The following is a 23538-nucleotide window of genomic DNA, read 5'->3' as shown; positions in this document are numbered from 1 at the left end:
CAAGCTGCCTAGCTGAACTAACTGCGGGACTGGACTTCGTTTAGTCGACGCTCTAGGAAGCGACGCTCACTGTCATTGGTAACCAGCTGTAGAGCCTGGGTATAGCTCTGGGCTGCTGCCTCGAATGCTCCGATGCGCCGCAATAGGTCTGCACGGGTCGCGTGAAAGAGATGGTAACTGTCGAGATCTGGGGTCAGCCTATCAATGAGATCTAGGGCTGCTTGAGGATGGTCTGCCATCGCGATCGCCACGGCCCGATTTAAGGTCACGATGGGTGAAGGCTGCGATCGCTCCAATACCTCATAGAGCCGCGCGATTTGCGCCCAGTCTGTTTCTTCGGCGATCGCCGCTTGACAGTGGAGAGCGGCGATCGCAGCTTGCAGGGCATAGACCCCCGTTCCGCCGCGCAGGGCCTCTTCGACCAAGGGTAACGCCTCAGCAATCTGTTGATGATTCCAGCGACTTCGATCCTGGTCTTCCAGCAAAATGAGATCGCCATCTGCATCTAGACGGGCTTCTCGCCTCGAATCATGGAGCAACATCAGCGCCACCAGCGCCGTGACCTCAGACGGGGGGTGAGGGGCCAGCAATTGTCGCAGCAGCTGCCCTAGCCGAATCGCCTCGGTGCAGAGATCGGCCCGCGCCATCAAATCTCCTTTGGTTGCCGCGTAGCCTTCATTGAAGATGAGATAAATGACTGCTAGTACGGCTTCTATCCGGAGGGGGAGATCAGTTGTTTCAGGCACTTTAAAAGGAATGCCCGCATGGCGAATCTTTCGTTTAGCGCGTACGAGGCGTTGCGCCATTGTGGCGGTCGGTACGAGAAACGCGCGGGCAATTTCGTCAGTTTCTAGTCCCCCCAGCATTCGTAGAGTCAATGCAACCTGAGTCTCGATCGCCAGGGCAGGATGGCAACAGGTGAAGATCAACCGCAAGCGATCGTCGGGAATCTCATCACTGTCATAGGCGGGTTCCTCGCTCGCCGTTCCTAACTCGGATGCCGCGTAGGACTCCAGCTTTTCGGCCAATCGCGTTCGTCGTCGCAGGCGATCGATCGCTTTGTATCGAGCGGTTCGGATAATCCAGGCGCGGGGAAGATCGGGAATACCGCTGGTTTTCCACTGGTTAACTGCGGCGGCAAAAGCCTCTTGGGCTGCCTCTTCCGCCAGTTCAAAGTCTCCGATTAACCGAATCAAGATAGCGACAATACTTCCCCACTCAGTGCGGTATGTGTGTGCGATCGCTTGGGTGACATCTGCCTGTAGGGGTGAAGTCATAGCTGTCACGAAAAGACATCAAAGTTTTTTGAACTGGGTGTCGACGACAAGACAGAACAGTTGTACTATATAATTTGATTTATCTAAAGCTGTCGATCTGATCTGCTTTCCTTCGACTGACTTACAAAAGAGGCAAAGCTCGATCGTACTCATTGAAAAATTTTAGCGAGCTGTCGATTTGAGCAATCCCCGCTCGACTGACTGATAAAGGAGGCAAGCGCATGAAATATTTGCTGCTGATTTATACCGACGAAAACGTCCTGAGCGAAGCCGAACGAGAGCATTGCTATGGGGAATCAACCCAGCTCGCCCAAGAGCTCGACGCCAAAGGACAGTATCTCGCAGCCACTCCTCTCCATCCCGTGTCCACGGCGACGAGTGTCCGCGTGCGTGACGGCAAACCACTGGTAACGGACGGCCCATTTGCCGAAACCCGCGAACAGCTGGGCGGATTCTTCCTCGTTAATGCTCAGGATCTCGATGAGGCGATCGCGATCGCCTCTCAGATTCCAGGTGCGCGAGTGGGCACAGTTGAAATCCGTCCTGTGATCGAAGTTGCAGGCCTGCCAGAAACGACCGCGTTTTCTCGCTCTCTTTCCCTTTAGGCTGCCGATCGCCCCGATTCACTGTCCACAATCTCTTCCGAGAACCCGAGAACCAAGGAGATCTATATGCGATTTATGCTGCTCATGATTCCCAAGGGTTACGAGAATGCCGCTCCAGGAGCGATGCCGGATGCAAAGGCGGTTGAGGCCATGATGAAATACAACGAGTCTCTACAGGAGGCTGGTGTCCTGATTTCCCTAGAAGGGCTGCATCCGCCCTCCATGGGAGCGCGGGTAACGTTCAACGGCAGCGAACCAAAAATAACCGAGGGAGCTGCCTCAAATGGAAAAGAAGTGCTTGGCGGCTACTGGATGATTCAAGTGAACTCAAAGGAGGAGGCCATTGAGTGGGCTTCTCGCTGTCCTGCCGCAAGCAATGAGACGATCGAAGTCCGCCAGGTGCAAGAGTTTGAGGATTTCCCAGAGGATGTCCAGCAAGCCGCAGCCGAATTCACAGAGTCCTTCTCTCACTCCACCCCGACTAATCCCTCCACACCCCACGAAGCTGAGATTCGCCAACTGATTGCCGATCAGCAACGGGCCATTTCCAGCAAAGATCTAGAGAAAATCATGTCTCTCTATGCTGCTGATAGCGTGATTTTTGATGTCAAACCGCCTCTCCAAACCAAAGGTAAACAAGCGATTCGTCAGTTGTGGGAGGAGTCGCTGCCTTGCTTGCCAGACTCGTTTGACATGGAAACACAAGATCTCACTATTACGGTGAATGAGAACTTAGCGACCGCCCACTGGTTATTTCACTTCACAGGAGAACCAGATCATCCTGCGATGCAGATGTGGATGCGTGTCACCACCATATGCCAGAAAAATCAGGGTACCTGGCAGATTCTCCATGAACACATTTCAGCACCGCTCGATCCTGCCAACGCCTAGGCAGTTTCCTCTCTCACTCCACGACGTTGTCTATTGGATGAAATACAGGAATAGACCATGAAAATCAACTCTTACCTAATGTTCGATGGTAACTGTGAGGCAGCCTTCAAGTTCTATGAACAATGCCTCGGCGGCAAGATCACGACGATGATGACTCACAAAGAGGCACCCTCTGAAGAGGATGTTCCTCCGGGGTGGCACGACAAAATTATGCACGCCTGCCTTGAATTAGAAGATCGCCTCTTGATGGGGTCTGACTGCCCTCCGGAACATTTTGAAATACCTCAGGGTTTCTATGTGCAGGTCAGCGTTCCTGAACCCGCTGAGGCAGAGCGAATTTTTCATGCTCTTGCAGAAAACGGCAACGTACAAATGCCGATCGCCAAAACGTTTTGGTCTGTTCGTTTTGGCATGTTGGTTGATCAGTTTGGGACACCGTGGATGGTCAACTGTGAACAGGCCGCTTGAGCTCATGCTGGGTTTTTTGTCATTGCTTCTGAGGGATGAGTGATTTGTTATTCACAAATTGGCAGCTCACCAATCACCCACAAAGGACCGGTAACGAATAACCCATGATCCCAGTTTTAGAGCGATCGCAATCCTCCATCACGCATCACAAGGAGACAAAAATGGAATCCATTCAAACTGAACAAACCTCCTCTATGCTCGCTCAGCCTCAAAAAGAACATCAGTGGCTTCAGAAACTCGTGGGTGAGTGGCGCTATGAAACCGAAGCGCTCATGGGACCTGATCAACCTCCCGTGAAATCAACGGGGACTGAGACTGTGCGCTCCCTTGGAGCAGCTGAAAACTCCTCATCGGGCGCACTTTGGATACTGGCAGAAGGGCAAGGCGAGATGCCCTGTGCGGGGCACGCGACAACCCTGATGACCCTTGGCTATGATCCGCAGAAGCAGCGCTATGTGGGCACCTGGATCGGGTCCATGATGACTTATCTCTTCCACTATGAGGGTGAATTGGATGCTTCTGAAACGGTTCTAACGCTGAATAATGAAGGACCCTCGATGTCTGGAGAAAACAAGTTGGCAAAATACAAAGATGTGATCGAGTTCAAGGATGATCATCATCGGGTGATGACTTCCCACATGTTGGGCGACGATGGGCAATGGCAGCAGTTTATGACTGCCCACTATTGGCGCCAATAATGCTCAAAAAAAGGGCTTAGTCACTAGCGCAAGGGCTTCACTCCCATCATCAGGATGGTAATGACTGATTTCAGGCTGATTTCGCTCAAAGAATGATTCCTGATAGATAGATTTGATGGGAGTGAAGCCAACAAGCGATGGCCCAAAGAACTGCACTCTATTATTTCTAAGCCCCCTTGAGGTGACCCTTGGTAAATTCATTGACCTATCGCTGGCCAAAGTTGGGCTAAGCAATGGAATCAAGGGGCATCTGTTGGTTGTTTTAATCGGGACCTATTTTTGTAGTTAGGAGCGCTTGGCTAGTTTCTTCTGGACTTTTTTGAAGAGCTGCTGGACCCGGAGGCTCCAGATACGACGAGGCGTGAGCTCTGGGATGTCGCCTGCGTGGTCGCGCTGGTAGTCAAAGAAACGATTGATGTCGGTCAAGATGTGCTCTAGGCGCTGAATGATGTTGGCGGTGCGGTACTCTGCAAAGAACGTTTCAGGGATGTCAGGGATGGGCGATCGCACCGCGTCTAGAATGCGCTGGACGTCGTAGCCGGTGGCATAGCCGGCGATTTTTTGGCCATTGAATCCTGGATCAAAGTAGTCTGAGAGACCGCCATTAACGCTGGAGAAAACTTGGCATCCGCAGGCCATGGCTTCCATGGGCTGGAGGCCAAAGCCCTCGGTGACGCCCTGCTGTGCCCAATATTCTGCGGAGTCGTAGAGATAAACCTTGGCCCGATTAAAAAGACCGGGCAGATCTTCGACATAGCTCTCGACGACCTGGACGCTGCAAACCGCTTGGAGGGCGGGGATGAGCTGCTGGAGCAGATAGGTAGAGGATTTGCGCGCCTGAACCAGGACGTCGATATCGCGGGGCTGGTGGAGGTTGCAAAACTCGTCGGAGATTTGGTTGGGGAGGTAGTAGAGCAGGGAGTGGGGCGATCGCTGTCCCCAGTAGCCGAGGGTGTTGCGGCTGACGGTCACGATGGGGATGCTGGCCGGAAGCCGGAAGCCGTAGCCTGCACTGTGGGCATGGTAGATCACCTGCTGTCCCTTGAGCCGAGCGACCAGCTTGGGCACATCAAAGCCCCAGCTCACGACAAAAATCCCGTCGTCAAGCCGCTGCCCGGAGAGCAGATCGCCCAGAAACAGAACCCCCGCCTCGCGCTGGCGGTAGGTGACCACGGCGGCCTCGCACACCTGCTGAGCCAGCTGCAGCGTTTTCAGCTCGGCCCACAGGCCGCCACAGGCAAAGGGGCCACTGGTTCCCGGCACCAAAAAGTACAGTTTCCGCATACGATCGCGCTCTTTTGCCTCCAGGTTTCTCGATCGCCTTCGCAATTCTCTTGGGTTAGGAATAAGAGAGGTGGGAGCTGCTGGGTCTGTTTTGAGATAGCCAACGCGCTCTGAGAAGGAACCGCAGTTTTCTAGCCTACAACCTTTGGGAGAGTTTCCTGTGGGTGTCTCGCCAGAATCTGAAGAGATGCGGGGTATCCGCTGCATCCGGGAAAAGTCTGTCAGAATGAGACCCTAGACTCCTGTGCCCATAGCGCAGAGGAGTCGGACTGTTGCTACTGAACGCGATCGCGCATCCACTGACTCACTATGAAAGATTGGATCTTGCCGACCTTTGGAACCTTGGTCTTGTGGGGTTTTTGGGGATTTATTCCCAAGCTGACGACGCAATACCTGACGCCCCGCAGCGCCATCGTGTACGAGGTGATTGGCAGCTTGATCATTGCGCTGATGGTCTTGATTTCGCTGGATTTCCAGCCCCAGGTTCATCCCCGCGGCATTTTGCTGGCGCTCTCGACGGGCATGATGGGATTTTTGGGGGCGCTGATGTTTTTGATGGCGGTCTCTAAGGGGCCGGTTACGCTGGTTGCGCCTCTCTCTGCGCTCTATCCGGTGATCAGCGTGTTGCTGGCGGTTTTTCTGCTGAATGAGAGCATTAACCTGCGTCAGGTCGCTGGAATCGCCCTGGCGGTGGTGTCGATTGTGCTGGTGGCGCTTTAGGGGAGGCCGCTAGTCTTGGCGACTCTCTACTGCGTGCTGCTCTAGCTCATCTAAGGAAATATATTCGAGGGCCAAAGCGTGGGTGGAAGCTAGCACGACGGGGGGCGCTGCGCCAGCGTCAAGGGCTTCTTTCCAGCGGGCGGCGCACAGACACCAGCGATCGCCCGGCTTGAGGCCCGGAAAGCCGAAGGCGGGGGCGGGGGTGGTCAGGTCGTTGCCGCGCGATCGCGTGAATTCCAGAAACGCCTCGGTGACCTGGGCACACACCACGTGGGCTCCAAAGTCTCCTGCGCCGGTGTTGCATTTGCCATCGCGATAGAAACCCGTCACAGGGTCGGTACAGCAGGTTTCTAGGGGACCGCCTAGGACGTTGCGTGCTTCTGCCATTGCTCTCTTCTCAGGGGGGCGCGATCGCCCGCCAAACGGTAATCAACTCTTTGCCCAAGTCTACAGCAATTTCTCTAATTTCTCTCAAGGAATGACTTTGAGAGAAGTTTTTAAAGATCAAGGTTTAAAGATCGAGGCAGACAATCAGCTTCTCGGTGTTGGTCATGTCGCCAATGAGTCGCTGAATGGGTAGAGGCAGCTCTTTGATCAGGGTCGGAATGGCAAAAACCTGATCTTTTTCAAGTCGCTCTGGATCTTGATAGATATCGATAATTTCTAGTTCGTATCGCCCCTCTAGGCGATCGTTGCAGAGGGCCTGAATCCGCTGAATTGCCCGCAGAGACTTGGGGCTGTGATCTGCGACGTAGAGGCGCATGATGTAGGTGTCTATTTCGAGATCTGCTAGAGAGTCAAGGGATTGCAACAGGGTGTTTTCTGGGTCATGGGTCATAGTGAGGGCATCCTTTGCGGGGGTGATTATCCTGTGGGCATCTTCGTTACCTGCCAGGTTATTTGTTGAGGGGCGTGCTGCACCGAAATCGGTTAACCCAATTGTGAATCCGATTCTTTTTGAAGGTGGGAGTGTGGAAATGCCAGCCTACCTTGATCCTAGTCACCTTGCCGGAGTTCGACTGAAAAGAAAGATTTCTTGAAGGTTGCTACAGTTTTTGAGAGAGCGATGGGCTTGTGATTCCTAAAATCTAGGAAATCTGCTTCTTTTTGGAATAGAGCGATTCTGATGAATTTCTATACGTTTTTTCGGCAAACTGAGCGACAACGGGTGAGCGACGGGGCGATCGCCCCGATTTTGGAGAGTGCGGGATCAGCGCCGCTGCAGCTAGTGATTGTGCTGCCGCAGCTGGGGGATTTTGACAGTCTGGAGTATGCCTGGTGGCTACAGCGGGAGGCCGAAAGCCTGAAGGCGGCGGGGGTTGCAGTGCGAGCGGTGGGCATTGGCGATCGCGCTTCTGGGGAGCAGTTTGGTCGCTATACGGGGTTTCCGGCGGAGCATTTGTTTGTGGATCCGACGGCGGAGCTGCACCAGACCCTTGAGCTCTATCCGGGCCTTTCTCTCAAGCTGCCTGGCCTCTCGACGGGCCAAAACGCCTGGCTCAACCTGATGCTGATGTGTGCGGGGATCGGCAGTCCGGGCACGCTGGCGGAGGTGCTTCGGGGCTATCGGGGCGATCGCCGGGCTCCCCAGCTGATCGGGGACGACGAAGTGGTCAAGGCCGCGCCGCTGCCGCCGCTGAAGGGATCTTTCTTTCAGTGGGCGGGCGGTAGAGGCTTCCAGCGGCCCTTTGAGCTGGCGACGCTGCGGCTGCGAAATATGGCCGAGGTGCTGAGCCACTGGAAAACCTACGTGCCAGATTCGGCCTATTTGACTCAGCGGGGCGCGACGTTTCTGTTTGATGCCCAGGGAGAGCTGATCTACGAGCATCGCGATCGGGCAATTTTGGGCTTTGCGGCGGATATGAGCGCTCCGCTGGCCTTTTTGCCGGTGCAGACGCCCGCAGACACGGTGGCTTGAGCCGGAGCGGGCGCTAGTGCTTGCAAATCCTGGAGCGATCGCCAGAAAAAAGGGGGCCAAAGCCCCCAGTCTTGCTGCTAGTGAGTTGTCGCTGAGGTAACTAAGAGCTGATTTGGTGGATTACCGGGACGCGGCCCCGGGCAGCTTCGCCGCTCTCCTCGGGCAGGTGCACATCGGCGATCGCCAGATCCGGCCGCTTGGTGTAGATCGAGTCCAGCAGGACATCCAGAACGCCTGCGTCGCGAGCGCGGGCGATCGCTCGGTGGGTGATCAGATCTCCCACATTCAAAATCACGTTGTCGTTGCGATCGAGGATCACGCGGCTCACCGGGCGACCCAGGGCCCGCTTGATTTGATAGTCCTCATAGCGCTGGCTGGCCTGCACCTGCCACACCGAAAACTGGCGCTGGAGATTATCCACTAAGCTGCTGGCGGTATCACTGAGCTGGCTAAAGCCTTCCTGTACCTGCTCGCGGGTCGAGGCGAAGTTATCTTTGGCGCCGGCCCGAGCGGCCTCGGATGGCGTCAGGCCCACCGCCACCAGCAGCGACTCCTCTTGGTCAAACTGGCGGGCGCGCTCAACGACCGTGCTAGTCACGATCTGGCCGGGAGCCGCCACGATCAGACCGTCGGGGGTCTGCACCGTGTGGCGCACTCGGCGACCCTTTGCCTGCTCCAGCAAGCGGCTGGCCAGGATATTGTTGGCGGCGCGGGTTAGCTCCGTCGTGAGACTGCCCCCGGCTGCCCGAAATAGATCATCCAAGACCCCGTAGCGCTCAGCTTCGCTGACCATCCAGGTAGTGACCTGCTGGCCCTCTGCGGCCACCAGGCTGCCATCGGGAGCGTAGACGTCCCGTGAGACCTGTTTGCCGATGACCAACGCCTTCTGTTCAGCGGGGTCCACCACCGCATTGGTGAGGGCGGCGGCGGTGCTGCGGGTGATGTCTTGGAGCTTCTCGGAAGCTGCGCCGCTGCTGCTTTGCAAGCGATCGCTGGCGACGCGAGTAATCTCTTGCAGCTTGCGGCTGGTGACGTCGGTAGTCTCCTGGAGGCGTCGGTTGAGCTCCTCGGTGACGCGCCCGCCGGTTGCTCGATACACCAAGTCCAAAACGCCATTCTCCTCGGCGCGGAGGATATCCTCGCTCCTTACGATCTGTCCTTCGGACACCACGAAAACGCCATCGGTCGACACCACGTTTTCATTGGCGACGCGTCCGAGCATGAAGGCTTTCTGCTCGTTGGGGTCGACCACCGCGTTGGTAAGGGAGGCGATCGCCATGCGCGAAGACTCCTGGAGGGTCCGGTTTGCCATCTCGGCGGTCTCCTGGAGCTTGGCTTGAGTTGCCTGCGCGACCTCCTGGAGCTTGCGGCTGGCTGCCTCGGAGCTCTCGGAGAGGTTCTTGTTGGTCGTCTGGACCGCTGCCCGCAGGCCGCCGAGCTGCTCGTCCATCAGATCAGCAATCTCGACCGGCACAAAGGCAACATGTTCCCCAATGTGCAGGGTTTGAGGCGCTGGCACAAAGGATCGTCCCGAGTAGGCATCGGCAAAGACACCCCCCGAAACTTCGTATCCCTCAACGTTACCGGTTTGAGGATCAAAATAGAGATCGACAATGGTGCCCAAATCTTGCCCTTTCACGGTGAGAATTCGGGTACCGCGCAAAATATTATCGCCCTTGAGAATGCTGTGAATTCGGTCGTGCTCACGGGCCGAAATAATGACTTCCCGCGAAGGAATTACCACCGCGCTGTTGCCAATAGCCGCAACGTTTTCAAAGGGAATCACGCGAGCGCTCTGGAATAGGCTCCCTTCTCGCACCAAAAAGCCTAAAATTTGGTTTCTTTCTTGGTCAAAAATGAGATCGTGAATGCGCTCGACCCGCTCGCCGGTGTCGTAGGTGACGACGACTTTTCCAAGAATATTGCTACCTCTATACATTATTTTGCTCCTGTGCGATGAGATCCTGATAGGCCAAGAAGGTCCCTGAGGGGCTCTGGGAAGTGGAGTCATCTTCCAGAGAGTTGTCTATATCCTGGACGAGACCCGGGATGTCGATCAGACCTGCGTACTGCAGCAAGCCCCCAGCCGCGATAATCAGGACGAGCGACGAAAGAATATAAGCGCCGACATTCGACTGTCGGCCTACAAGTCTAGGCATGGCCGTACTCCGTTGTGTGAAGACCGTGATGTCTATGAGCAGCGCCTTGGCAGATCTCTCTCGCAGTGGGGAGAAGCACGGGAGATACAAAATCAAGAAACGCCTGAAAAGAATTTGAAAAAAGAGGGACAAAGACGTCCCTCATAAGACAGTCCAATGGAAAAGGACAAAGAGAAATTAGATATCACTTCGATATCTGTGATGTTTCAAGCTTTTCTCTTTGTCCTGCTGTCGGAAGGGAAAGATGAAAACAATGATCTAAGTGAGGATCTAGTCGATCATTCTCTTGGCTTGATCCTTGATATTTTCGACCGTGTGGCGCGTTTCGGCCTCGGCCTGCTTGGCTTGTCCTTCGGCTTTGTCTTGGGGGTTGCCGGTGACATCGCCGACGACTTCTTGGATCTTGCCTTCGACGTTTTTGGCAGTAGCTTTAACTCTATCTTCAATAGACATGATAAAAATCTCCTTTGACTGGCACAAGCAATTGCGCTTGATGTTATTGATGATACTGAGAAGATCGGTTGAAATAATCTGCAAATTGGGGTATCTGCGGATTTACGCCGTATCTCTCAAGGGGGAAATCCTTGGAAACACGGCCATCCGGGTGATTTTGCTGAGAGATAAAGAAATTCAGACTGCCTATTTGTCTATTAGTTAATTAAATAATTTGTTGGTGGTGAGGCATAGGAAGACTGGTTGCCGTCTGCTAGCCCCAAATTCTGCTTAGGGTTGGCCAATGGCTCAGCTCACCCTAAGCCTAGTTTTCTGGTTTGGGGAGGTTTTCTGGGGAAGTGCGATCGCTGCTGAGAAGGCGCGGCTGGAGGCGATCGCAGAAAAAGAGGGTTCCTGCGGTGATGCAGAGGGGCACCATAACGAGGTTGAGGAGGGGAATGCTGACGAGGGTGAGGCAGACGAGGCCGAAGCTGGTGCTGGCGGGGCAGCTGCGGAGGATCAGGCCGAGCTTTTGGCGGAAGCGCAGGCGTCGCCGCTCGAGGGCGGGGTCGAGGAAGTCTAGGCAGACGAGGAGGGAGGCGATCGCCACGCCGCCGCTGGTGGCCACGATGGCGCTGAGGCCAGGGACGGCGCCTAGGGGGGTGAGGCCAACGCCGAGACCCAGGGCGAGGCAGAGTTTTTTTAGCTCAAATAGGAGGGCGCGGCCAATGTCTCGGACGATGCCAACTTCGATGCTTTCGAGCTGGCCGGTGCGCAGGGTTTCGAGTTTTTCGGAGAGTTTGCCGTACCAGGGTGCGCCGAGGAGGGTGCCGAACTGCACGAGCAGAAACCCGATGGCCACGAGGAGCAGCAAGATCAGCAGTCCCTGCAAAATCCAGCCCAGGCCAGCGCCGAGGCCGCCGAGGAAGGCCAGCCAGACGGGCAGGGCGGCGACCCACTGGGCCAGTCGTCCGGAGAAGGCGATCGCCCACTGGTCGATGGTGCGCAGGCCGGGGAGCAGAAGGCTGAGGTAGAGGGCGACGCCGACGATGACGTTCACGCCGATGGGCATGGCGACGTAGCCGAGGAGGGAGGGATTTTTGGTCAGGAAGTGGGCGGCGCGCAGGGGGTAGGTGGCTCCGGCGAAGAAGCTGGTGATGGGGTTGTCCATGAGGGAGGGCGATCGAGAGAGGGAGGGACGGAAGCGCTCAAAACAAAGCTAGCTCTATCATGGGCGATCGCTGTCTAGATTTTGTGCTTTCTGCATAAGGTCATAGTTGTAAAACCCATAGCGCCTCTGGATAGCGGCGATCGCCTGATAAAAACCCATCGCTGAAGATCGGAGATATTTCTGCTGACGCTGCTGCTCGGCAACACCGACGAAGCCCTCAACGCCCTGGCGAACCTGGTCCAGGCGACGACCTCCGCGCTGACGGCTCTGGCCCGAGCGATCGCGTCTCTGGAGAAAGGCGATCGGCACGACTGACCCCGCGAGACTGGCCTGAGTCCCGGTTCAGGGCACCTGCTCGTCTGATTTTAGCCTTCACCATTGGGCGATCGCCCGATGGCACACCCAATAGCAATTCTCAGACCTGGACTACAGGCTCAGCTTCTGAATAATCCCCCCCGTCCCCCCTTGAGAAAGGGGGACGGGGGGATCTTTAATCGGCAGTACCCAAATTTCCCAGCAAAAAAGAGGGATGAGAACTGATTTCTCATCCCTCGAAAATGGGAGAAATAAAGCGAGAGAAACTAGGCGGAGACGCTCTCGGCGACGGCGTCTAGGGCATTTCGTGTCGTCAGCCGCTTTCACGGTCGAAAACCAAGGTAAGCAGAACTGGTAAACCGGGTTAGCCCAAGGGGAAAAGGGATAACCTTTAAGTTGCTAAACCCTGCCTCATCCATCAGGGCAACCAATTCGTTGGGACTAAAGCAGCGGTTGCCCCAGTGCCACTGAATCAGTGAACCGAGGATTCCTGAGCGGGTCACCACCAGAATGAGGGGAGCGCCGGGCCGCAGAACTCTGAACATTTCTTTGAGCCCTTCTCTGGGGTCAGGGAGGTGCTCTAGCATGTGAGCGCTGATCACGGCATCAAAGACACTATTTTCAAAGGGTAGAGTTCTTACATCGCCGCGACATACCTGATGCTGAATGTGGGCTTTAGCCAGTTTTGCCTGCGCTGTTTTAAGCATCTCAGGCGAAAGATCAACGCCAATTATCTGTGTGTTTGGGGCGATGGTCTGAGCCAAAGCCAAGCTGAAGGCGGCGGTACCAATGCCGCAATCGCAGATATTCTTGGGTTCAAATCCATCCTGGAGATAGTCTGCTTTGCGTAGCGATCGCCAGAGCTGCCGATACGCCCGACCATAGCCCAGAAGTTGAAGATGCTGATGCCACCATCCGGCAGCCTGATTGTAGGTTTTGGTAAGTTCCGAACTGTTGGGATAAACCCGCTGGACTGAGACTTGCCACCAACCAATGGTCCATTCCATTGGACAATCTCCGAGTATTGCAACTGTAGTTACACAGTCGCTCTCTATCCCAGTTAAATCCCTAATCTAATGGATAGTTAGGAGGATAGTTGGCCAGACTTGAATGGTCTATTTACTGCTCTAGAAGCTGCTGGATGTCTTCAGGAATTGAACTATTTTCAGAGGAATTAGAGTTAGCCTTGCCGCCTCTTAACTGTCTGACTGGCCCAAGCAGAAGTGTGAGGGGAAAGGCCAGCAAGGTCGGCATAATCTGTCCTCTTATTTCCTTGAAATCCCGTTGTTGCCAGGCCAGGGTGAGCATGTGCCAGTGGGCGACGGTGTGGGCGATCGCATCTCTCTGCCCCAGCAGATGAGCCCGCTGTAGAGCCGTCCAAGCCGCCTCAAAGTCTTGCTCTGCCGTGGCCGCTTTTGCCCTAGCAAGTTCTGATTCAAAGTGTTGCCGGATCATCGCTTTCATAGGTTCCTCCGCTAACGTTCAGGTGGGGCGGTGAGCTGCTGTAGCATGAAATAGTAAGCCGGATCACCGGTCTTGAAGAGGCCAAACCATGCGTCTAAAACGGGCGCATCGTATAGATCTAGCGCTTTCAAGATGTGGTAGGCAAATTCGACTGGCGCCGTTGAATTTGCTGTAATCACGTTGTCGGCGGTGACGGCAGGCTGGTTTTGGTAATGGGCTGCCCCTCGATAGCCGGTGGCTTGCAGGTATTCGGCAGCATTGCTGGTATGGGGCCTATCATCTAAAAGCCCAGCTCGGGCTAGCCCGGCGGTCGCTCCACAGATTGCCGCAATGGGGATGTCTGCTTGCACAAAAGCTTTAGCTGTTTCTAAGATCTGGGTATTTTTGCCGTCATCCCAGGCTTCTCCACCGGGCAGAATCAGCATGGCACCGGCATCTACTTCATCGAGGGAGACATCGGGCAGAATGGTCACACCGCCGATGGTCGTAACGGGGTCACTGGTCAACCCCAAAGTTTGTACGCTGTAGCGTCCGGGATGTTTTTGGTCGGCGGGGTTGTTGATGGCTGCGATCGCATAGCCGGTCTCCCAATCGGCCAGGGTGTCGAATACGAAAAGATAAACAATCTGTTTCTCCATCGAAAATACCTCTTCTATGTCTGGAACTGCTGCCACGTTTCTCGGGTGAGCTGCCACTCAACCTGGTGCCACCCCCGCGCCGTCATCCAATCCGGGCCAGGGAAAGTGTTGATGGCCACAAATCCATACCGCTCGGCTAAGCGGGACACGCGTTGATTTTCGCTGACCGATATGCCGCGAATTTTGCTCAGGTTCAATGTGCCAAACCCGAAGTTAATCAAGGCTTGCCCCACTTCAAGAGCATAGGCATAACGGCCCCAAAACTGGGGTGCCAACTCAATTCCGAGTTCTGCCTCTCCAGAGTCACAGCCACTCTGCCGCAATCCACCACAGCCAATAAGCGCTGAATCGCGGCGACTGACAATGGCCAATTGGTAGTTATGCCGAGGGTATTCATTGGCCCACTGATTAAATTGCTGGAGCAGGTTGCGGTTAAAGCTGGGGGTTATTTCCGCAGGCGAACAGAATTCGGCAAAGCGAGGTTCGACATGGTAAGCCAAGAATGCCGCGTCATCCGCTGGGATAAAGTCGCGCAACAGAAATCTTCGAGTTTCAATTTTCATTGGATTCCCTTAGTTAGTTTGGCGAGCTCGCTTCTGAGTGCCCCTAGCTAAAAGGATAGACGTTGCATTCGTTGCCACGTTTAAGGTGGCAGCCCCAATTCCCTGGCTTTTGCGACTTCCTGGGTGCGATTGGTCACTTCTAACTTGCCGTAGATGTTGCGGGCGTGCCATTTGATGGCGGCGAGGCTGACGTATAGCTCATCGGCGATCGCCTGGTTGGTCATGCCCGTCGCCAGATAGGTTAATACCTCCAGTTCGCGATCGCTCAGTGGCTCCATCATCGCTTGCAAAAAGGTGGTGGCTTCGGCATCGGTGAAAACGAATGTAATTGCCTGTTGCCTAACCGTTCTGGATGTCCTGGCGACAGGTTGTGCCTGGTCGCTGTTGCTAAAGGGGGCGGCGACAGCGGGGGATCTTCGATCGACAGTACCCAATTTCCCAGCAAAAAAGAGGGATGAGAAACCAGTTCTCATCCCTCGGAAATGGGAGAAATAAAGCGAGAGAAACTAGGCAGAAACACTCTCTGCGACAGCGTCTAGGGCGTTTCGTACCGTGCCGAAGGCCGCTGCGTGGGGGCGATCGCCGTCATCTGCGTAGCCGTAGGTGATCAGGCGATTGCGGTTGAGGCAGAGCTTGGTGAAGCGGGGGGCCAGCATGTTGAAGAGCCGGAAGCGATCGCCCATCTCTGGGAAGCGGGCCTGGTAGTCGAGAATCGCGCGCCGCACCTGCTGCCAAAACTGCGTTTCCGAGTAGCCGTGATGGACTTCCAGGAGGTCGGCCAGATAGCGATGGTGACAGATCAGCAAGCCAGCCCAGATAAACTGGCAGAGTCCCTCGGGAGGCTCGGTGAGCAGCACGGCCCGCAAATCATCTGAGAGAGACTCCAGCTCTGGGAGGGGATGCTGACTGATATTCACATCATCCACAAAGTCTTTCATGGCCAGACGATGGGGAATGTGATCTTTGAGAACCAAAATGGTGTTTTCGCCGTGGGGTGAGAAGACGACGCCATAGCGATAGAGATAGTGCAGCAGGGGCGGCAAGATCGTGTTAAACAGGCGCTGGAGCCACGCTTCGGTCGAGAGGCCGGACTGCTCGATCAGCTGAGAAACAAAGGGTTTGCCCGCGTGATCAACGTGAACCAGGGAGGCGAGGGTGATAGCGCGCTCATCAGCGTCGATATAGGAGAGAACGCTTTCGCGCCAGAGGCATCCCAGCATCTCTTTGTACTGGTAGGGCGCGCCCGGAAGCTGGCTGTAGTAGGGGTGATCGTAGTTGATGGTGGCAATCTCTCCTGGCAAGATCAGGCGGCATTCATCGCGCAAAAAGGGATCGCCATCGCAGATACTTTTGACCCACTCGGTGACCTTAGGGGCGATCGCCGTCCGCTCTCCCGGCAACCCCCGATACACCAAGGTATTGAGAATGCTCAGGGGAAGCTTGACGTGGCGCTTTTGGGGGTGGCTGGTGTTGACGAAGGTCCGGATAGACTGCTGGGGGAGATAGGTGTCTGCGCCGCGATCGAGGGGGACAATGGTCTGGAGGGCGATCTCCTCGGTGAAGATCGGCACCAGAATATTGGTCCACTGCCAATCATGGACCGGGCAGAAGAAATACTGGTGAGGATCGAGGTCGCGCTGCTCCAGAAGCTGAGAAAAATGGGCCGCCTGCTCTCCCAGTTCTTCTTGGATTAGCGCTTCGTAGGAGAGAGAGGCGATCGCCGAAAACTGAGCGCGATCGCGGTGGACGGCGATCCAAAAAAGCTGCACAGGGGCCTGATTTTCCGGGGCGTGGGCCAAGTAGTCATCATAGCCGAAGCCGATTCGACCCTTATTAAAGGTGATCCAGGGGTGCCCTTCCATCTCTCCTTCGAGATGGGCATAGTCGGTCTGTAGGAGATCGGTTTGGCGATCGGCTTTGTGGGTTTGGATATGGGCATCGGCCAAAAGGGTATTGCTCAGTTCCTTGATCAGGTGGGCCGCCGTTTCTGGCGTCATCCCCACCTGCGTATGAATATCCAAGACAAACTGAAAGGGATTGGTGGCCAGGCTCCAAGTTTGGCCGTCCCAGCGCTCGATGGTGTCTGGGAAAACGCGATAGCTGTCGAAGAGTCGGGGCTGGGCCTGGAAGCGATAGGCAATGCCCTCGGGGAGAGGCAGGTGATAGTGATGGCGATCGCCTTTTTGCTCAGTAAGACTCGGCTGCAAGATCTCTTCGTAGAGAAATTCAGCGATCATCTTGGTGAGGAGCGATCGCCCAACGCTCTGCCAGCGCTGGGGTGTGAGAGCTTGGGTGAGAACTGGAAGGGAGGGAAAAGCAGTCATCGAAAGATCCTCTTAAACAAGATAAAAAGGGATTAACCAGACGTTCTAATTCAGCTAACTCACTTCAGAGTTGAGCTTGGGTTTGGAGCTTTCTGAAGGGGTGAGCTGAGGCGAAAACAGCACGAACCGCGCAAACAGCACATTGGCCAGACTCAGGAGACCCGCCGCAATCAGGGGGGAGGCCAGGGTATAGGTGCTGACGAGCTGAGAGGCCAGCAGCGGCGCGCCCAGGTGCCCCACATTGCCAAAGGCCGTGATCAGGCTGTAGTTGAAATGCAGTTTCTGCTGGCTGCTCTGGCTAAATAAATGCAGCTCCAGCACCGCCTGGGTGACCGCCAAAAAGAAACCGTAGACCACCCGAGAGAAAATCAAAATCCCCAGGCTCTGTCCCCAGCCCTGACCCAGCAGGCTCAGGGCCAAGCAGCCCATACCGACGGTGTATAGCAGCGGCAGCCGGGGCGGATGGGCTACCCGCCGGATAAAGGGCATGGCGGCGATCGCCATGAGACTCGGAATGAGGAAAACAACGCTGCTAGAGAGCAGGTCAATGCCGAAGGGTTCAGGGGCCAGGATATATTCGGTGAAAAAGGGGCGCACCAGATTGTTGGCGAGCTGAAAGGTGAGAATCACGACGCCCAAAATCACCATGAACCCCCAGCGATCGCCCCCAGAGGAGGGCTGAGCGGTGCTCTCGGAGCTGGGGATCTCCTGGGGGGCCGAGGGCGATCGCAGCACCCAGAGACACAGACCCAGCTGCAACAGATCCGCCAGGGCGATCCAGTAGAAGAGAAACAGCGGCGCGTCTAGGTTGACCATCCAGGCACCCGCCACCGTAGCGGCAATAATCGCCCCGTGAAACACCGCCTGATAGAGACCGGCGATCGCCGATCGCCTCTCGGTGCCTGCTATCTGGATGATCAGGGGATACACCATGAGATAGCTACTTTTGAAGAGCAGCAGGGCAATGGTGTAAATCAAAAACTGCTCCGCGCTGGTGGCGGTCGCCATCAGGGCCGTCATGATGGCCGTCCCGGCCTGACCTGCACACAGCAGGTATCTCACCGCGACTCGGCGAGAGAGCCACCCCCACAGCGGCGCGCAGATCACCACGGTCAACCGACACACAAAGATATAGTAGCCGGTGTACTGAAGGTCCTCGACCCCAAAGACCTTGCGAAAGAACTGGGGATAGAAAGGAGACAGGAGAACTTCGGTGAAGACCGCCAAAAAGACGCACAGAAATAGAGCCGTGGAGGTCAGCCGATGGGAGCTTTGCATCAGGCGACTCCGAAGGACTGAAAGACATTGCGCGATCGCACAGGATAGCGCTCTTCGCCCAGGAGCGTATTAATAATCACGGCGCTGCGGTGCGCTCCCAGACCCAGGTCCGGCGCGCCAATGCCGTGGGTGTGCAGCTCGCCATTTTGCACAAAAATTTGGTGATCAACGTCGCGGGTGAGCGCCAGACGATAGTTGGCGTCGACGCTGTAGCGGCCTTGGTCGTCCCAGGCAATCAGCGATCGCACGCCCTCCACGCAGGCCGGAATCCCATGGCGGTAGCCCGTGGCCAAAATCACGCAGTCTGCGTCATGGCTCCACCGGCTCTCCTGCTGGCCGTGGCGATAGCTGAGGCGATAGCGAGGACTGGCTGTTTCTCCCAGGGGCTCTATGTCTTCGATCTCTTTGACCTCTAAAAGCGATCGCAGCTCCACGGGGGGACACTCCCCGGCCACGGTCCGCTCATAGAGCAGATCATAAATCTGCCCGATCATGGCAAAGCTAATCCCCTTATACAAGAGGCCCTGCTGCGCCAGGATCTCATCGCGCTTGGCGGCGGGGAGATGGTGGAAATAGTGGATATAGTCGGGGGAGAAGTGCTCAAGGCCCAGCTTGGAATACTCCATGGGAAAAAAGCCCGCTGAGCGCGTGTGCCACGCCAGACGGTAGCCGTGTGCTGGCTGAGCTTGGAGCAGCTCATAAAAGACCTCGGCGGCGCTCTGGCCGGAGCCAATCACCACAATGGACTGGCCCTGCTGAGCGCGATCGCGCTTCTGGAGAAACTCCGCTGAGTGGAAGATCGTTTCTGAGCCCAGGCGATCGCGGAAGCAGGGCGGCACCTGAGGAACGCTGCCCACTCCCAGGACCAGATGGCGCGCATAATAGCGCTCCTCGGCCCCGGTCTCTCCGTTGCGCGATCGCACCTCAAAGTAGGTTTCTGCACCGTCTTCGCACAGGTGAATGGCCTCCACCCGCTGGCCAAACTGGCAGCTCGGCAACTGCTCCGCCACCCACTGGCAATAGTGGTTATACTCGCGGCGGGGAATGTGAAAAGACTCTAAAAAGTAGAAATGATAGAGCCGGGACTGAGCCCGCAGATAGTTCAAAAAGCTGTAGGGGCTGCAAGGGTCGGCCATGGTGACCAAGTCGGCCAGGAAGGGCACCTGAATGGTCGATCCTTCGATCAAAAGTCCCGGATGCCACTGGAAGGTGGGCTTTTGCTCCAGGAAGACTGCCCGAAGTTCTGCAACGGGTGCTAGCAGCGCCGCCAAGCCCAGGTTAAAGGGGCCTAAGCCCACCCCCAGCAGATCATAGATTTCTCGATTATGCATGGCCCCATCTCTCCTCAAATTTTGTGCGATCGCACATCATCAGCGCCCCGGTTTTGTCGGGCAGAGCAATCGGTTTCTGGAAGACAAAGCCGCACCGCTCGAAAACGTGGATCATCTTGGCATTGCGGATGTCGGGCTCGGCGATGATTTTTTCGGTGGCGGGGTGCTGGAGCTGGAAGCGCGTCATGGCCCGCAGGAGGGGCAGCGCGTAGCCCTTACCGAGATACTCCGGCGGCCCGATCAGCAGATGGATTCCCTGATCGCTCGCCAAGGCGGGGTAGTGCCGAGCGACGATATCATCCGCTGCCCAGTAGGACTCCCAGTAGCTCATGGGGACGCCATCCAGCAGGCCAATATAGAGCGTTTGATGGCTATCTGATAGGGCCTTTTCGAGGTGATCTTGGAACTTGCCGAGGGAGAAATTCAGCTTCCAAAAGGGGATCACGTGGGGGTGATTCATCCACTGATGGAGACGCTGGAGATCTTCGCCCAGGACGACGGGCCGAAAGGCAATGGTTTTTTGCAGGGTGCGATCGAAGGTTTCGAAGGCGATCGCGCTGCGAGTAGTGACACGAGACATGATTCTGGGTAAGAAATGGGTGAGAAATATCGGGAAATTAACGGGTCTGCGCCAGCATCAAGGGATTGTCGATTTCGACGTAGACCGACTGGGTCGCCATGGGACCCACGAGCTCGTCCATATCATGGAAGCGGGTGAGGAGATTGGCTTTGCAGCGCAGGCGCGGCTGACTCAGATTCCGGAGCAGCACCGAGTCTCCCTTGTCCCAGGGCGCGACTTCGGCCAGGGCGCGCCGCACCTCCGCCAGCAGCAACTCCTCGTCGATGAGCCCCGCTACCCCAAAGGCATTCACCAGACCCAGGAGATTATTTAAAAAGAAGTAGTAGGTGAGGCGCTCATCGGAGACTGCGTCTTCGCAGACGGTCTGACTTTGTGCACTGATACCCGGCAAGATGCTGTTCAGCAAGTGGTGGAAAGATCGGCGATAGTAATACCCCTGGTTGTCTCGGTAGAGAAACTGGGTGGGATAGCCGTCTTGGAGCTGGAGGACGCTGTTTTGCTGGTGGGCTTCTACGGCGATGCCATAGGTGAAGTAGAGCCACAAAATGGGCTTGAGAGCGATCTGAAGATAGCCCCGGAACCAGTCCAGGCTGACCTCTTGCGTAGAGCGATTTTCTTGGGCAGCGAGGGTGCGAATGATGGCCGCCAGCCGTGAACCCGAGCCGTCGATGGCGTCCTGACACAGAGAAATGAGACAGGTGGCATCGGTGTCGGGGGCTTCCCAAAAGGGATTGGCGCGCAGCACCGCCGCAAAGGCCGAGGACTCCGTTTCGCCGGGGAGGCGAACGGTGATGTAGGCCGGGTCCCGGATCACCCCAAAGTTGGGGAAGTGATAGTGGAGATCTTGGCCGATGGGGCTGTCGAGAATTTGGGAGACTTCGACGCCGCGCGCTAGCTCTTTGTAGAGATTGGTGCGGATGGAGTTGGTGATCTTGATGTTGAGGGAGAGCTTCACCATGAAGGGAGCGTCTGGGTGATAGACCGTACGCACCGAGCTGGTGGGGTAAAAGGCGCGCCCCTGGGGGCCGAGGTCTTGGAGCTGGCCGGACTGCAAGAGGGCCTCCACCTCGGGCTGATGCAGTAATTGCTGGGCCTGCCAGGGATGGACGGGAATCAGGCTGTACTCGTCCTTCTGGCAATAAAGCGCCTGAAAATTAGGGTCAACCTCGGGGTCTACGCGTAAATCGGCTTTGATCAGGTCTGTGGCGGACTGCTCGAGGGCCGATCCTTCTTCGACCAGGGAGCGATGGGCGCGAAAGTAGTGCAGGGGAAAGGCACTCTGGGTTTCGGGGGAGTAGCGATCGCGCTCTTCGTCGTCAAATCCTTGGCGGCTCTTGGGGGTGGGGTGGAGGTGGTGACCGAGGACTAGGGCCTGCTCGGTCTCGCGAAAGGTTTGGCGAAAGCGATAGAGATCCGACGCGTGGGGGCGGCGATCGCGAACGAAATGCTGGATATTTTGGCAGCTCTGGATGATCCGCAGCAGCAGCTCCTCTTGGCCCCCTGACTGTCCCTGCTCGAGGCTCAGCTCCTTGGTGACGAGGGCGGCGAGGGTGAGATAGTCCAACTCCAGCAGGCGATCGCTGCCTAGCGCGCGGTAGTAGATTGGGCAGGCGAACCGGTGGCGACCCGTGGGTGACCAGTAGCGCAGAGCGATCAAGATTTCGATGCTTTGGTGGGTCAGCTCGACCCGCAGCCCTTCCGCAGCGCCGGTTTTTTCCAGCACGGGCGCGATCGCCCGTTGACCGGCCCCGAGGCGATCGCCCCGTCCTGTTTCCCGCAGGTAGCAGTTGAGAAAGCTGTGCAGCGTGGCTTCTTCGGCGATTTGGCGATCGCTGAGGGGCTGGACCGGATCAAGGGTTTGACGAACAAGGGTTTGTTCAACCATGGGAAATCTCCAAAGTGGTCCCCAGCCGCTGGATCTCCTGAAGCAGGTCCGTCAGGTGAGCCAGCGTGGTGCGGGGGTTGAGCAGGGTGAATTTCAGATAGACGCGATCGCCGATTTGGGTTTGGGCGATCACAGCGCGGCCCTGGCGCAGCAAGGCCCAGCGCACCTCGCGATTAATCTGGTTCAGGCGATCGCGGGCGGCCGGATCCTGGCGCAGGGCCGGGGGCGCGTAGCGAAATACCACGGCGTTGATTTCGGGCCAGTTGACTAGCTCCAGGTCGGGGGCCGCGTCGATGGCCTGGGCCGCTTGATGGGCCGTAGTGATGGTGGTGTCGATCATCTCGCCGAAGGTCTGGCGACCCACGGCCTGGAGGGACACCCACAGCTTCAGGGCGTCAAACCGGCGCGTGGTCTGGACCGACTTGGTCACCAAATCCGGAATGCCCTGGGCTTCGTTGCCCTCGGGATTGAGATAGTCGGCGTGGACCCGCATCAGCTCGAAGGCCGCCCGGTCCCGGACCAGGAACGCGCCGCAGCTAATGGGCTGATAAAACAGCTTGTGGAAGTCCACGGTCAGGGAGTCGGCGGCGTCGATGCCCGCCAGCTTGGGCCGATGGCGATCGCTCAGGATCAGCGCCCCGCCAAAGGCCGCGTCTACGTGGAACCAGAGGCCCGCTTCCCGGGCGATCGCCGCCAGGGGCTCCAGGGGGTCGATGCTGCCAAAGTCCGTGGTGCCAGCGGTGGCCACTAGGGCAATGGGCCAGAGGTCCTGACAGCGCAGCTCGGCCAGCTTCTCCGCCGCGTCCTGGGGACACATCCGGAAAGCCGCGTCGGTTTTCACCGGCACCACGGCCTGCTCGCCCAGTCCCAGGAGTGACGCCCCCTGGCGGATCGTGAAGTGGGCCACCTCAGAGCAGAGAATGCGAAACCGGCGCGCCTCGGGGGGCAGGCCCTGCTGCTGGACCGACCAGCCGAGGCGATCGCGACAGGCGCGATCGCGGGCTAGCAGCAGCCCCATGAAATTTGACTGGGTGCCGCCACTGGTGAAAACGCCGTCCGCCTGAGCGCCGTAGCCGTAGATCTTGCAGAGCCAGGTCACCAGGCGCTGCTCCAGGATCGTGGCGCTCGGGCTCTGGTCCCAGGAGTCCATGGACTGGTTGGTGGCGTTGACCAGCACCTCAGCGGCTAGCGCCGGAATTAGCGGCGGGCAGTGGAGATGAGCCATGCAGGTTGGCTCAGCCACGCGCACACTACTACTGAGAATTTTTTCACCTACATTAATGAGAATTTGTTGCAAATTTTGCTCAAAAAAAGGGTCGCTAAAGCGATCGCCAATGGCCTGCTCTAGGGCGCGCGGATCCTGGCCGCTGTAGGGCTGCGGGTGATTTCTCACGTCGTCCAGCAGCACCTGCTGGGCCAGGGCGATCGCCTCTTGGTAGGCGGCCAGACTCTCGGGTTCGGCGCTCAAAAAATAGCGATCGAAGGGAGAAGTAGTCCCGGATGTTTGGGAAAGGGTATCCAAAAGCATTGTTAAAGT

Annotated in this window: 26 protein-coding genes; 6 read left to right on the top strand and 20 right to left on the bottom strand. The window is 56.7% G+C overall.

Features of this window, described 5'->3' with window-relative positions; all coding sequences use genetic code 11:
• Positions 1 to 17: 17 nt before the first annotated feature.
• Entirely contained in the window at positions 18 to 1277 is a 1260-nt protein-coding gene (locus tag GEI7407_RS09215; protein ID WP_015171873.1) for an RNA polymerase sigma factor, read from the bottom strand.
• A gap of 221 nt (positions 1278 to 1498) precedes the next feature.
• On the opposite strand from GEI7407_RS09215, the gene GEI7407_RS09210 reads away from it, so the two are divergent.
• The 4 genes from GEI7407_RS09210 to GEI7407_RS09195 all read left to right on the top strand — a co-directional run bounded on the left by GEI7407_RS09210 (position 1499) and on the right by GEI7407_RS09195 (position 3939).
• Entirely contained in the window at positions 1499 to 1882 is a 384-nt protein-coding gene (locus tag GEI7407_RS09210; protein WP_015171872.1) for a YciI family protein, read from the top strand.
• 75 nt (positions 1883 to 1957) lie between these two features.
• A complete protein-coding gene (locus GEI7407_RS09205; protein ID WP_255347609.1) occupies positions 1958 to 2773 on the top strand; it encodes an SgcJ/EcaC family oxidoreductase in 816 nt (271 codons plus the stop codon).
• Positions 2774 to 2830: 57 nt separating this feature from the next.
• Positions 2831 to 3241 (top strand): VOC family protein, encoded by a 411-nt coding sequence (locus GEI7407_RS09200; RefSeq protein WP_015171870.1) that lies wholly within the window; start codon positions 2831 to 2833, stop codon positions 3239 to 3241.
• Between the two features lie 161 nt (positions 3242 to 3402).
• Positions 3403 to 3939, top strand: a complete 537-nt coding sequence (locus GEI7407_RS09195; protein ID WP_015171869.1) for a DUF1579 domain-containing protein — start codon at positions 3403 to 3405, stop codon at positions 3937 to 3939.
• 285 nt (positions 3940 to 4224) lie between these two features.
• On the opposite strand, the gene GEI7407_RS09190 is transcribed toward GEI7407_RS09195, so the two are convergent.
• Positions 4225 to 5223 carry a glycosyltransferase gene (locus GEI7407_RS09190; RefSeq protein ID WP_015171868.1) on the bottom strand — a complete coding sequence of 333 codons (999 nt, stop codon included), beginning with the start codon at positions 5221 to 5223 and terminating at the stop codon, positions 4225 to 4227.
• Positions 5224 to 5532: 309 nt separating this feature from the next.
• Between GEI7407_RS09190 and GEI7407_RS09185 the strand changes: the two genes are divergently transcribed.
• A complete protein-coding gene (locus GEI7407_RS09185; RefSeq protein WP_015171867.1) occupies positions 5533 to 5943 on the top strand; it encodes an EamA family transporter in 411 nt (136 codons plus the stop codon).
• Positions 5944 to 5952: 9 nt separating this feature from the next.
• Here GEI7407_RS09185 and GEI7407_RS09180 read toward each other — a convergent pair whose 3' ends face one another.
• Both GEI7407_RS09180 and GEI7407_RS09175 read right to left on the bottom strand, forming a co-directional pair.
• Positions 5953 to 6330: a DUF2237 family protein gene (locus tag GEI7407_RS09180; protein WP_015171866.1), complete on the bottom strand. Its 378-nt coding sequence runs from the start codon at positions 6328 to 6330 to the stop codon at positions 5953 to 5955.
• Between the two features lie 124 nt (positions 6331 to 6454).
• Positions 6455 to 6781, bottom strand: a complete 327-nt coding sequence (locus GEI7407_RS09175) for a circadian clock KaiB family protein (protein ID WP_015171865.1) — start codon at positions 6779 to 6781, stop codon at positions 6455 to 6457.
• A 288-nt stretch (positions 6782 to 7069) separates the two neighbouring features.
• Between GEI7407_RS09175 and GEI7407_RS09170 the strand changes: the two genes are divergently transcribed.
• On the top strand, positions 7070 to 7861 hold the full coding sequence (locus GEI7407_RS09170) for a peroxiredoxin-like family protein (protein ID WP_015171864.1): 792 nt from the start codon (positions 7070 to 7072) through the stop codon (positions 7859 to 7861).
• Positions 7862 to 7961: 100 nt separating this feature from the next.
• Here GEI7407_RS09170 and GEI7407_RS19475 read toward each other — a convergent pair whose 3' ends face one another.
• From GEI7407_RS19475 to GEI7407_RS09085, 16 genes are all read right to left on the bottom strand, one after another.
• Entirely contained in the window at positions 7962 to 9800 is a 1839-nt protein-coding gene (locus GEI7407_RS19475; RefSeq protein ID WP_015171863.1) for a PRC-barrel domain-containing protein, read from the bottom strand.
• Positions 9793 to 10020, bottom strand: a complete 228-nt coding sequence (locus GEI7407_RS21345) for a hypothetical protein (RefSeq protein ID WP_190274187.1) — start codon at positions 10018 to 10020, stop codon at positions 9793 to 9795. Before GEI7407_RS21345 ends, GEI7407_RS19475 begins: the two co-directional genes overlap by 8 nt.
• 270 nt (positions 10021 to 10290) lie before the next feature.
• The gene (locus tag GEI7407_RS09150) at positions 10291 to 10473 is read right to left on the bottom strand and encodes a CsbD family protein (protein WP_015171861.1); all 183 of its coding nucleotides are present in this window, start codon (positions 10471 to 10473) and stop codon (positions 10291 to 10293) included.
• Positions 10474 to 10777: 304 nt separating this feature from the next.
• The gene (locus GEI7407_RS09145; protein ID WP_015171859.1) at positions 10778 to 11623 is read right to left on the bottom strand and encodes an EI24 domain-containing protein; all 846 of its coding nucleotides are present in this window, start codon (positions 11621 to 11623) and stop codon (positions 10778 to 10780) included.
• Between the two features lie 57 nt (positions 11624 to 11680).
• On the bottom strand, positions 11681 to 11932 hold the full coding sequence (locus GEI7407_RS09140) for a hypothetical protein (protein WP_041268365.1): 252 nt from the start codon (positions 11930 to 11932) through the stop codon (positions 11681 to 11683).
• A gap of 329 nt (positions 11933 to 12261) precedes the next feature.
• The gene (locus tag GEI7407_RS09135) at positions 12262 to 12945 is read right to left on the bottom strand and encodes a class I SAM-dependent methyltransferase (protein WP_015171858.1); all 684 of its coding nucleotides are present in this window, start codon (positions 12943 to 12945) and stop codon (positions 12262 to 12264) included.
• A gap of 112 nt (positions 12946 to 13057) precedes the next feature.
• A complete protein-coding gene (locus GEI7407_RS09130; protein WP_015171857.1) occupies positions 13058 to 13402 on the bottom strand; it encodes a DUF3703 domain-containing protein in 345 nt (114 codons plus the stop codon).
• Between the two features lie 11 nt (positions 13403 to 13413).
• A complete protein-coding gene (locus GEI7407_RS09125) occupies positions 13414 to 14040 on the bottom strand; it encodes a type 1 glutamine amidotransferase family protein (RefSeq protein ID WP_015171856.1) in 627 nt (208 codons plus the stop codon).
• Positions 14041 to 14054: 14 nt separating this feature from the next.
• The gene (locus GEI7407_RS09120; protein WP_015171855.1) at positions 14055 to 14603 is read right to left on the bottom strand and encodes a GNAT family N-acetyltransferase; all 549 of its coding nucleotides are present in this window, start codon (positions 14601 to 14603) and stop codon (positions 14055 to 14057) included.
• Between the two features lie 80 nt (positions 14604 to 14683).
• Positions 14684 to 14884 (bottom strand): response regulator transcription factor, encoded by a 201-nt coding sequence (locus GEI7407_RS20065; protein WP_223294511.1) that lies wholly within the window; start codon positions 14882 to 14884, stop codon positions 14684 to 14686.
• 225 nt (positions 14885 to 15109) lie between these two features.
• Positions 15110 to 16927, bottom strand: a complete 1818-nt coding sequence (locus tag GEI7407_RS09110; protein ID WP_015171853.1) for an IucA/IucC family siderophore biosynthesis protein — start codon at positions 16925 to 16927, stop codon at positions 15110 to 15112.
• Between the two features lie 54 nt (positions 16928 to 16981).
• Positions 16982 to 18205 carry an MFS transporter gene (locus GEI7407_RS09105; protein ID WP_015171852.1) on the bottom strand — a complete coding sequence of 408 codons (1224 nt, stop codon included), beginning with the start codon at positions 18203 to 18205 and terminating at the stop codon, positions 16982 to 16984.
• Complete coding sequence (locus GEI7407_RS09100) at positions 18205 to 19536, bottom strand: lysine N(6)-hydroxylase/L-ornithine N(5)-oxygenase family protein (protein ID WP_015171851.1); 1332 nt, start codon at positions 19534 to 19536, stop codon at positions 18205 to 18207. The genes GEI7407_RS09105 and GEI7407_RS09100 overlap by 1 nt, the downstream gene beginning before the upstream one ends.
• Positions 19529 to 20116, bottom strand: a complete 588-nt coding sequence (locus GEI7407_RS09095; RefSeq protein WP_015171850.1) for a GNAT family N-acetyltransferase — start codon at positions 20114 to 20116, stop codon at positions 19529 to 19531. Before GEI7407_RS09095 ends, GEI7407_RS09100 begins: the two co-directional genes overlap by 8 nt.
• A gap of 37 nt (positions 20117 to 20153) precedes the next feature.
• Positions 20154 to 22001 carry an IucA/IucC family siderophore biosynthesis protein gene (locus tag GEI7407_RS09090; protein ID WP_015171849.1) on the bottom strand — a complete coding sequence of 616 codons (1848 nt, stop codon included), beginning with the start codon at positions 21999 to 22001 and terminating at the stop codon, positions 20154 to 20156.
• The gene (locus tag GEI7407_RS09085) at positions 21994 to 23529 is read right to left on the bottom strand and encodes an aspartate aminotransferase family protein (protein WP_015171848.1); all 1536 of its coding nucleotides are present in this window, start codon (positions 23527 to 23529) and stop codon (positions 21994 to 21996) included. The genes GEI7407_RS09090 and GEI7407_RS09085 overlap by 8 nt, the downstream gene beginning before the upstream one ends.
• Positions 23530 to 23538: the final 9 nt, after the last annotated feature.

Source organism: Geitlerinema sp. PCC 7407 (genome assembly GCF_000317045.1).
In the GTDB taxonomy this organism is placed as follows: Bacteria; Cyanobacteriota; Cyanobacteriia; order PCC-7407; family PCC-7407; genus PCC-7407.
Note: the sequence above shows the minus strand (reverse complement) of the source record. Positions and strands in the feature narration are given on the sequence as shown.

Coding starts and splice junctions, on each gene's coding strand:
- GEI7407_RS09170 (WP_015171864.1), top strand. CDS start 7,070: ATGAATTTCTATACGTTTTTTCGGCAAACTGAGCGACAACGGGTGAGC.
- GEI7407_RS09150 (WP_015171861.1), bottom strand. CDS start 10,473: ATGTCTATTGAAGATAGAGTTAAAGCTACTGCCAAAAACGTCGAAGGC.
- GEI7407_RS09085 (WP_015171848.1), bottom strand. CDS start 23,529: ATGCTTTTGGATACCCTTTCCCAAACATCCGGGACTACTTCTCCCTTC.
- GEI7407_RS19475 (WP_015171863.1), bottom strand. CDS start 9,800: ATGTATAGAGGTAGCAATATTCTTGGAAAAGTCGTCGTCACCTACGAC.
- GEI7407_RS09180 (WP_015171866.1), bottom strand. CDS start 6,330: ATGGCAGAAGCACGCAACGTCCTAGGCGGTCCCCTAGAAACCTGCTGT.
- GEI7407_RS09195 (WP_015171869.1), top strand. CDS start 3,403: ATGGAATCCATTCAAACTGAACAAACCTCCTCTATGCTCGCTCAGCCT.
- GEI7407_RS09095 (WP_015171850.1), bottom strand. CDS start 20,116: ATGTCTCGTGTCACTACTCGCAGCGCGATCGCCTTCGAAACCTTCGAT.
- GEI7407_RS09110 (WP_015171853.1), bottom strand. CDS start 16,927: ATGACTGCTTTTCCCTCCCTTCCAGTTCTCACCCAAGCTCTCACACCC.
- GEI7407_RS09105 (WP_015171852.1), bottom strand. CDS start 18,205: ATGCAAAGCTCCCATCGGCTGACCTCCACGGCTCTATTTCTGTGCGTC.
- GEI7407_RS09145 (WP_015171859.1), bottom strand. CDS start 11,623: ATGGACAACCCCATCACCAGCTTCTTCGCCGGAGCCACCTACCCCCTG.
- GEI7407_RS09205 (WP_255347609.1), top strand. CDS start 1,958: ATGCTGCTCATGATTCCCAAGGGTTACGAGAATGCCGCTCCAGGAGCG.
- GEI7407_RS09200 (WP_015171870.1), top strand. CDS start 2,831: ATGAAAATCAACTCTTACCTAATGTTCGATGGTAACTGTGAGGCAGCC.
- GEI7407_RS09175 (WP_015171865.1), bottom strand. CDS start 6,781: ATGACCCATGACCCAGAAAACACCCTGTTGCAATCCCTTGACTCTCTA.
- GEI7407_RS09215 (WP_015171873.1), bottom strand. CDS start 1,277: ATGACTTCACCCCTACAGGCAGATGTCACCCAAGCGATCGCACACACA.
- GEI7407_RS09185 (WP_015171867.1), top strand. CDS start 5,533: ATGAAAGATTGGATCTTGCCGACCTTTGGAACCTTGGTCTTGTGGGGT.
- GEI7407_RS09190 (WP_015171868.1), bottom strand. CDS start 5,223: ATGCGGAAACTGTACTTTTTGGTGCCGGGAACCAGTGGCCCCTTTGCC.
- GEI7407_RS09125 (WP_015171856.1), bottom strand. CDS start 14,040: ATGGAGAAACAGATTGTTTATCTTTTCGTATTCGACACCCTGGCCGAT.
- GEI7407_RS20065 (WP_223294511.1), bottom strand. CDS start 14,884: ATGATGGAGCCACTGAGCGATCGCGAACTGGAGGTATTAACCTATCTG.
- GEI7407_RS09135 (WP_015171858.1), bottom strand. CDS start 12,945: ATGGAATGGACCATTGGTTGGTGGCAAGTCTCAGTCCAGCGGGTTTAT.
- GEI7407_RS09210 (WP_015171872.1), top strand. CDS start 1,499: ATGAAATATTTGCTGCTGATTTATACCGACGAAAACGTCCTGAGCGAA.
- GEI7407_RS09130 (WP_015171857.1), bottom strand. CDS start 13,402: ATGAAAGCGATGATCCGGCAACACTTTGAATCAGAACTTGCTAGGGCA.
- GEI7407_RS09120 (WP_015171855.1), bottom strand. CDS start 14,603: ATGAAAATTGAAACTCGAAGATTTCTGTTGCGCGACTTTATCCCAGCG.
- GEI7407_RS09100 (WP_015171851.1), bottom strand. CDS start 19,536: ATGCATAATCGAGAAATCTATGATCTGCTGGGGGTGGGCTTAGGCCCC.
- GEI7407_RS21345 (WP_190274187.1), bottom strand. CDS start 10,020: ATGCCTAGACTTGTAGGCCGACAGTCGAATGTCGGCGCTTATATTCTT.
- GEI7407_RS09090 (WP_015171849.1), bottom strand. CDS start 22,001: ATGGTTGAACAAACCCTTGTTCGTCAAACCCTTGATCCGGTCCAGCCC.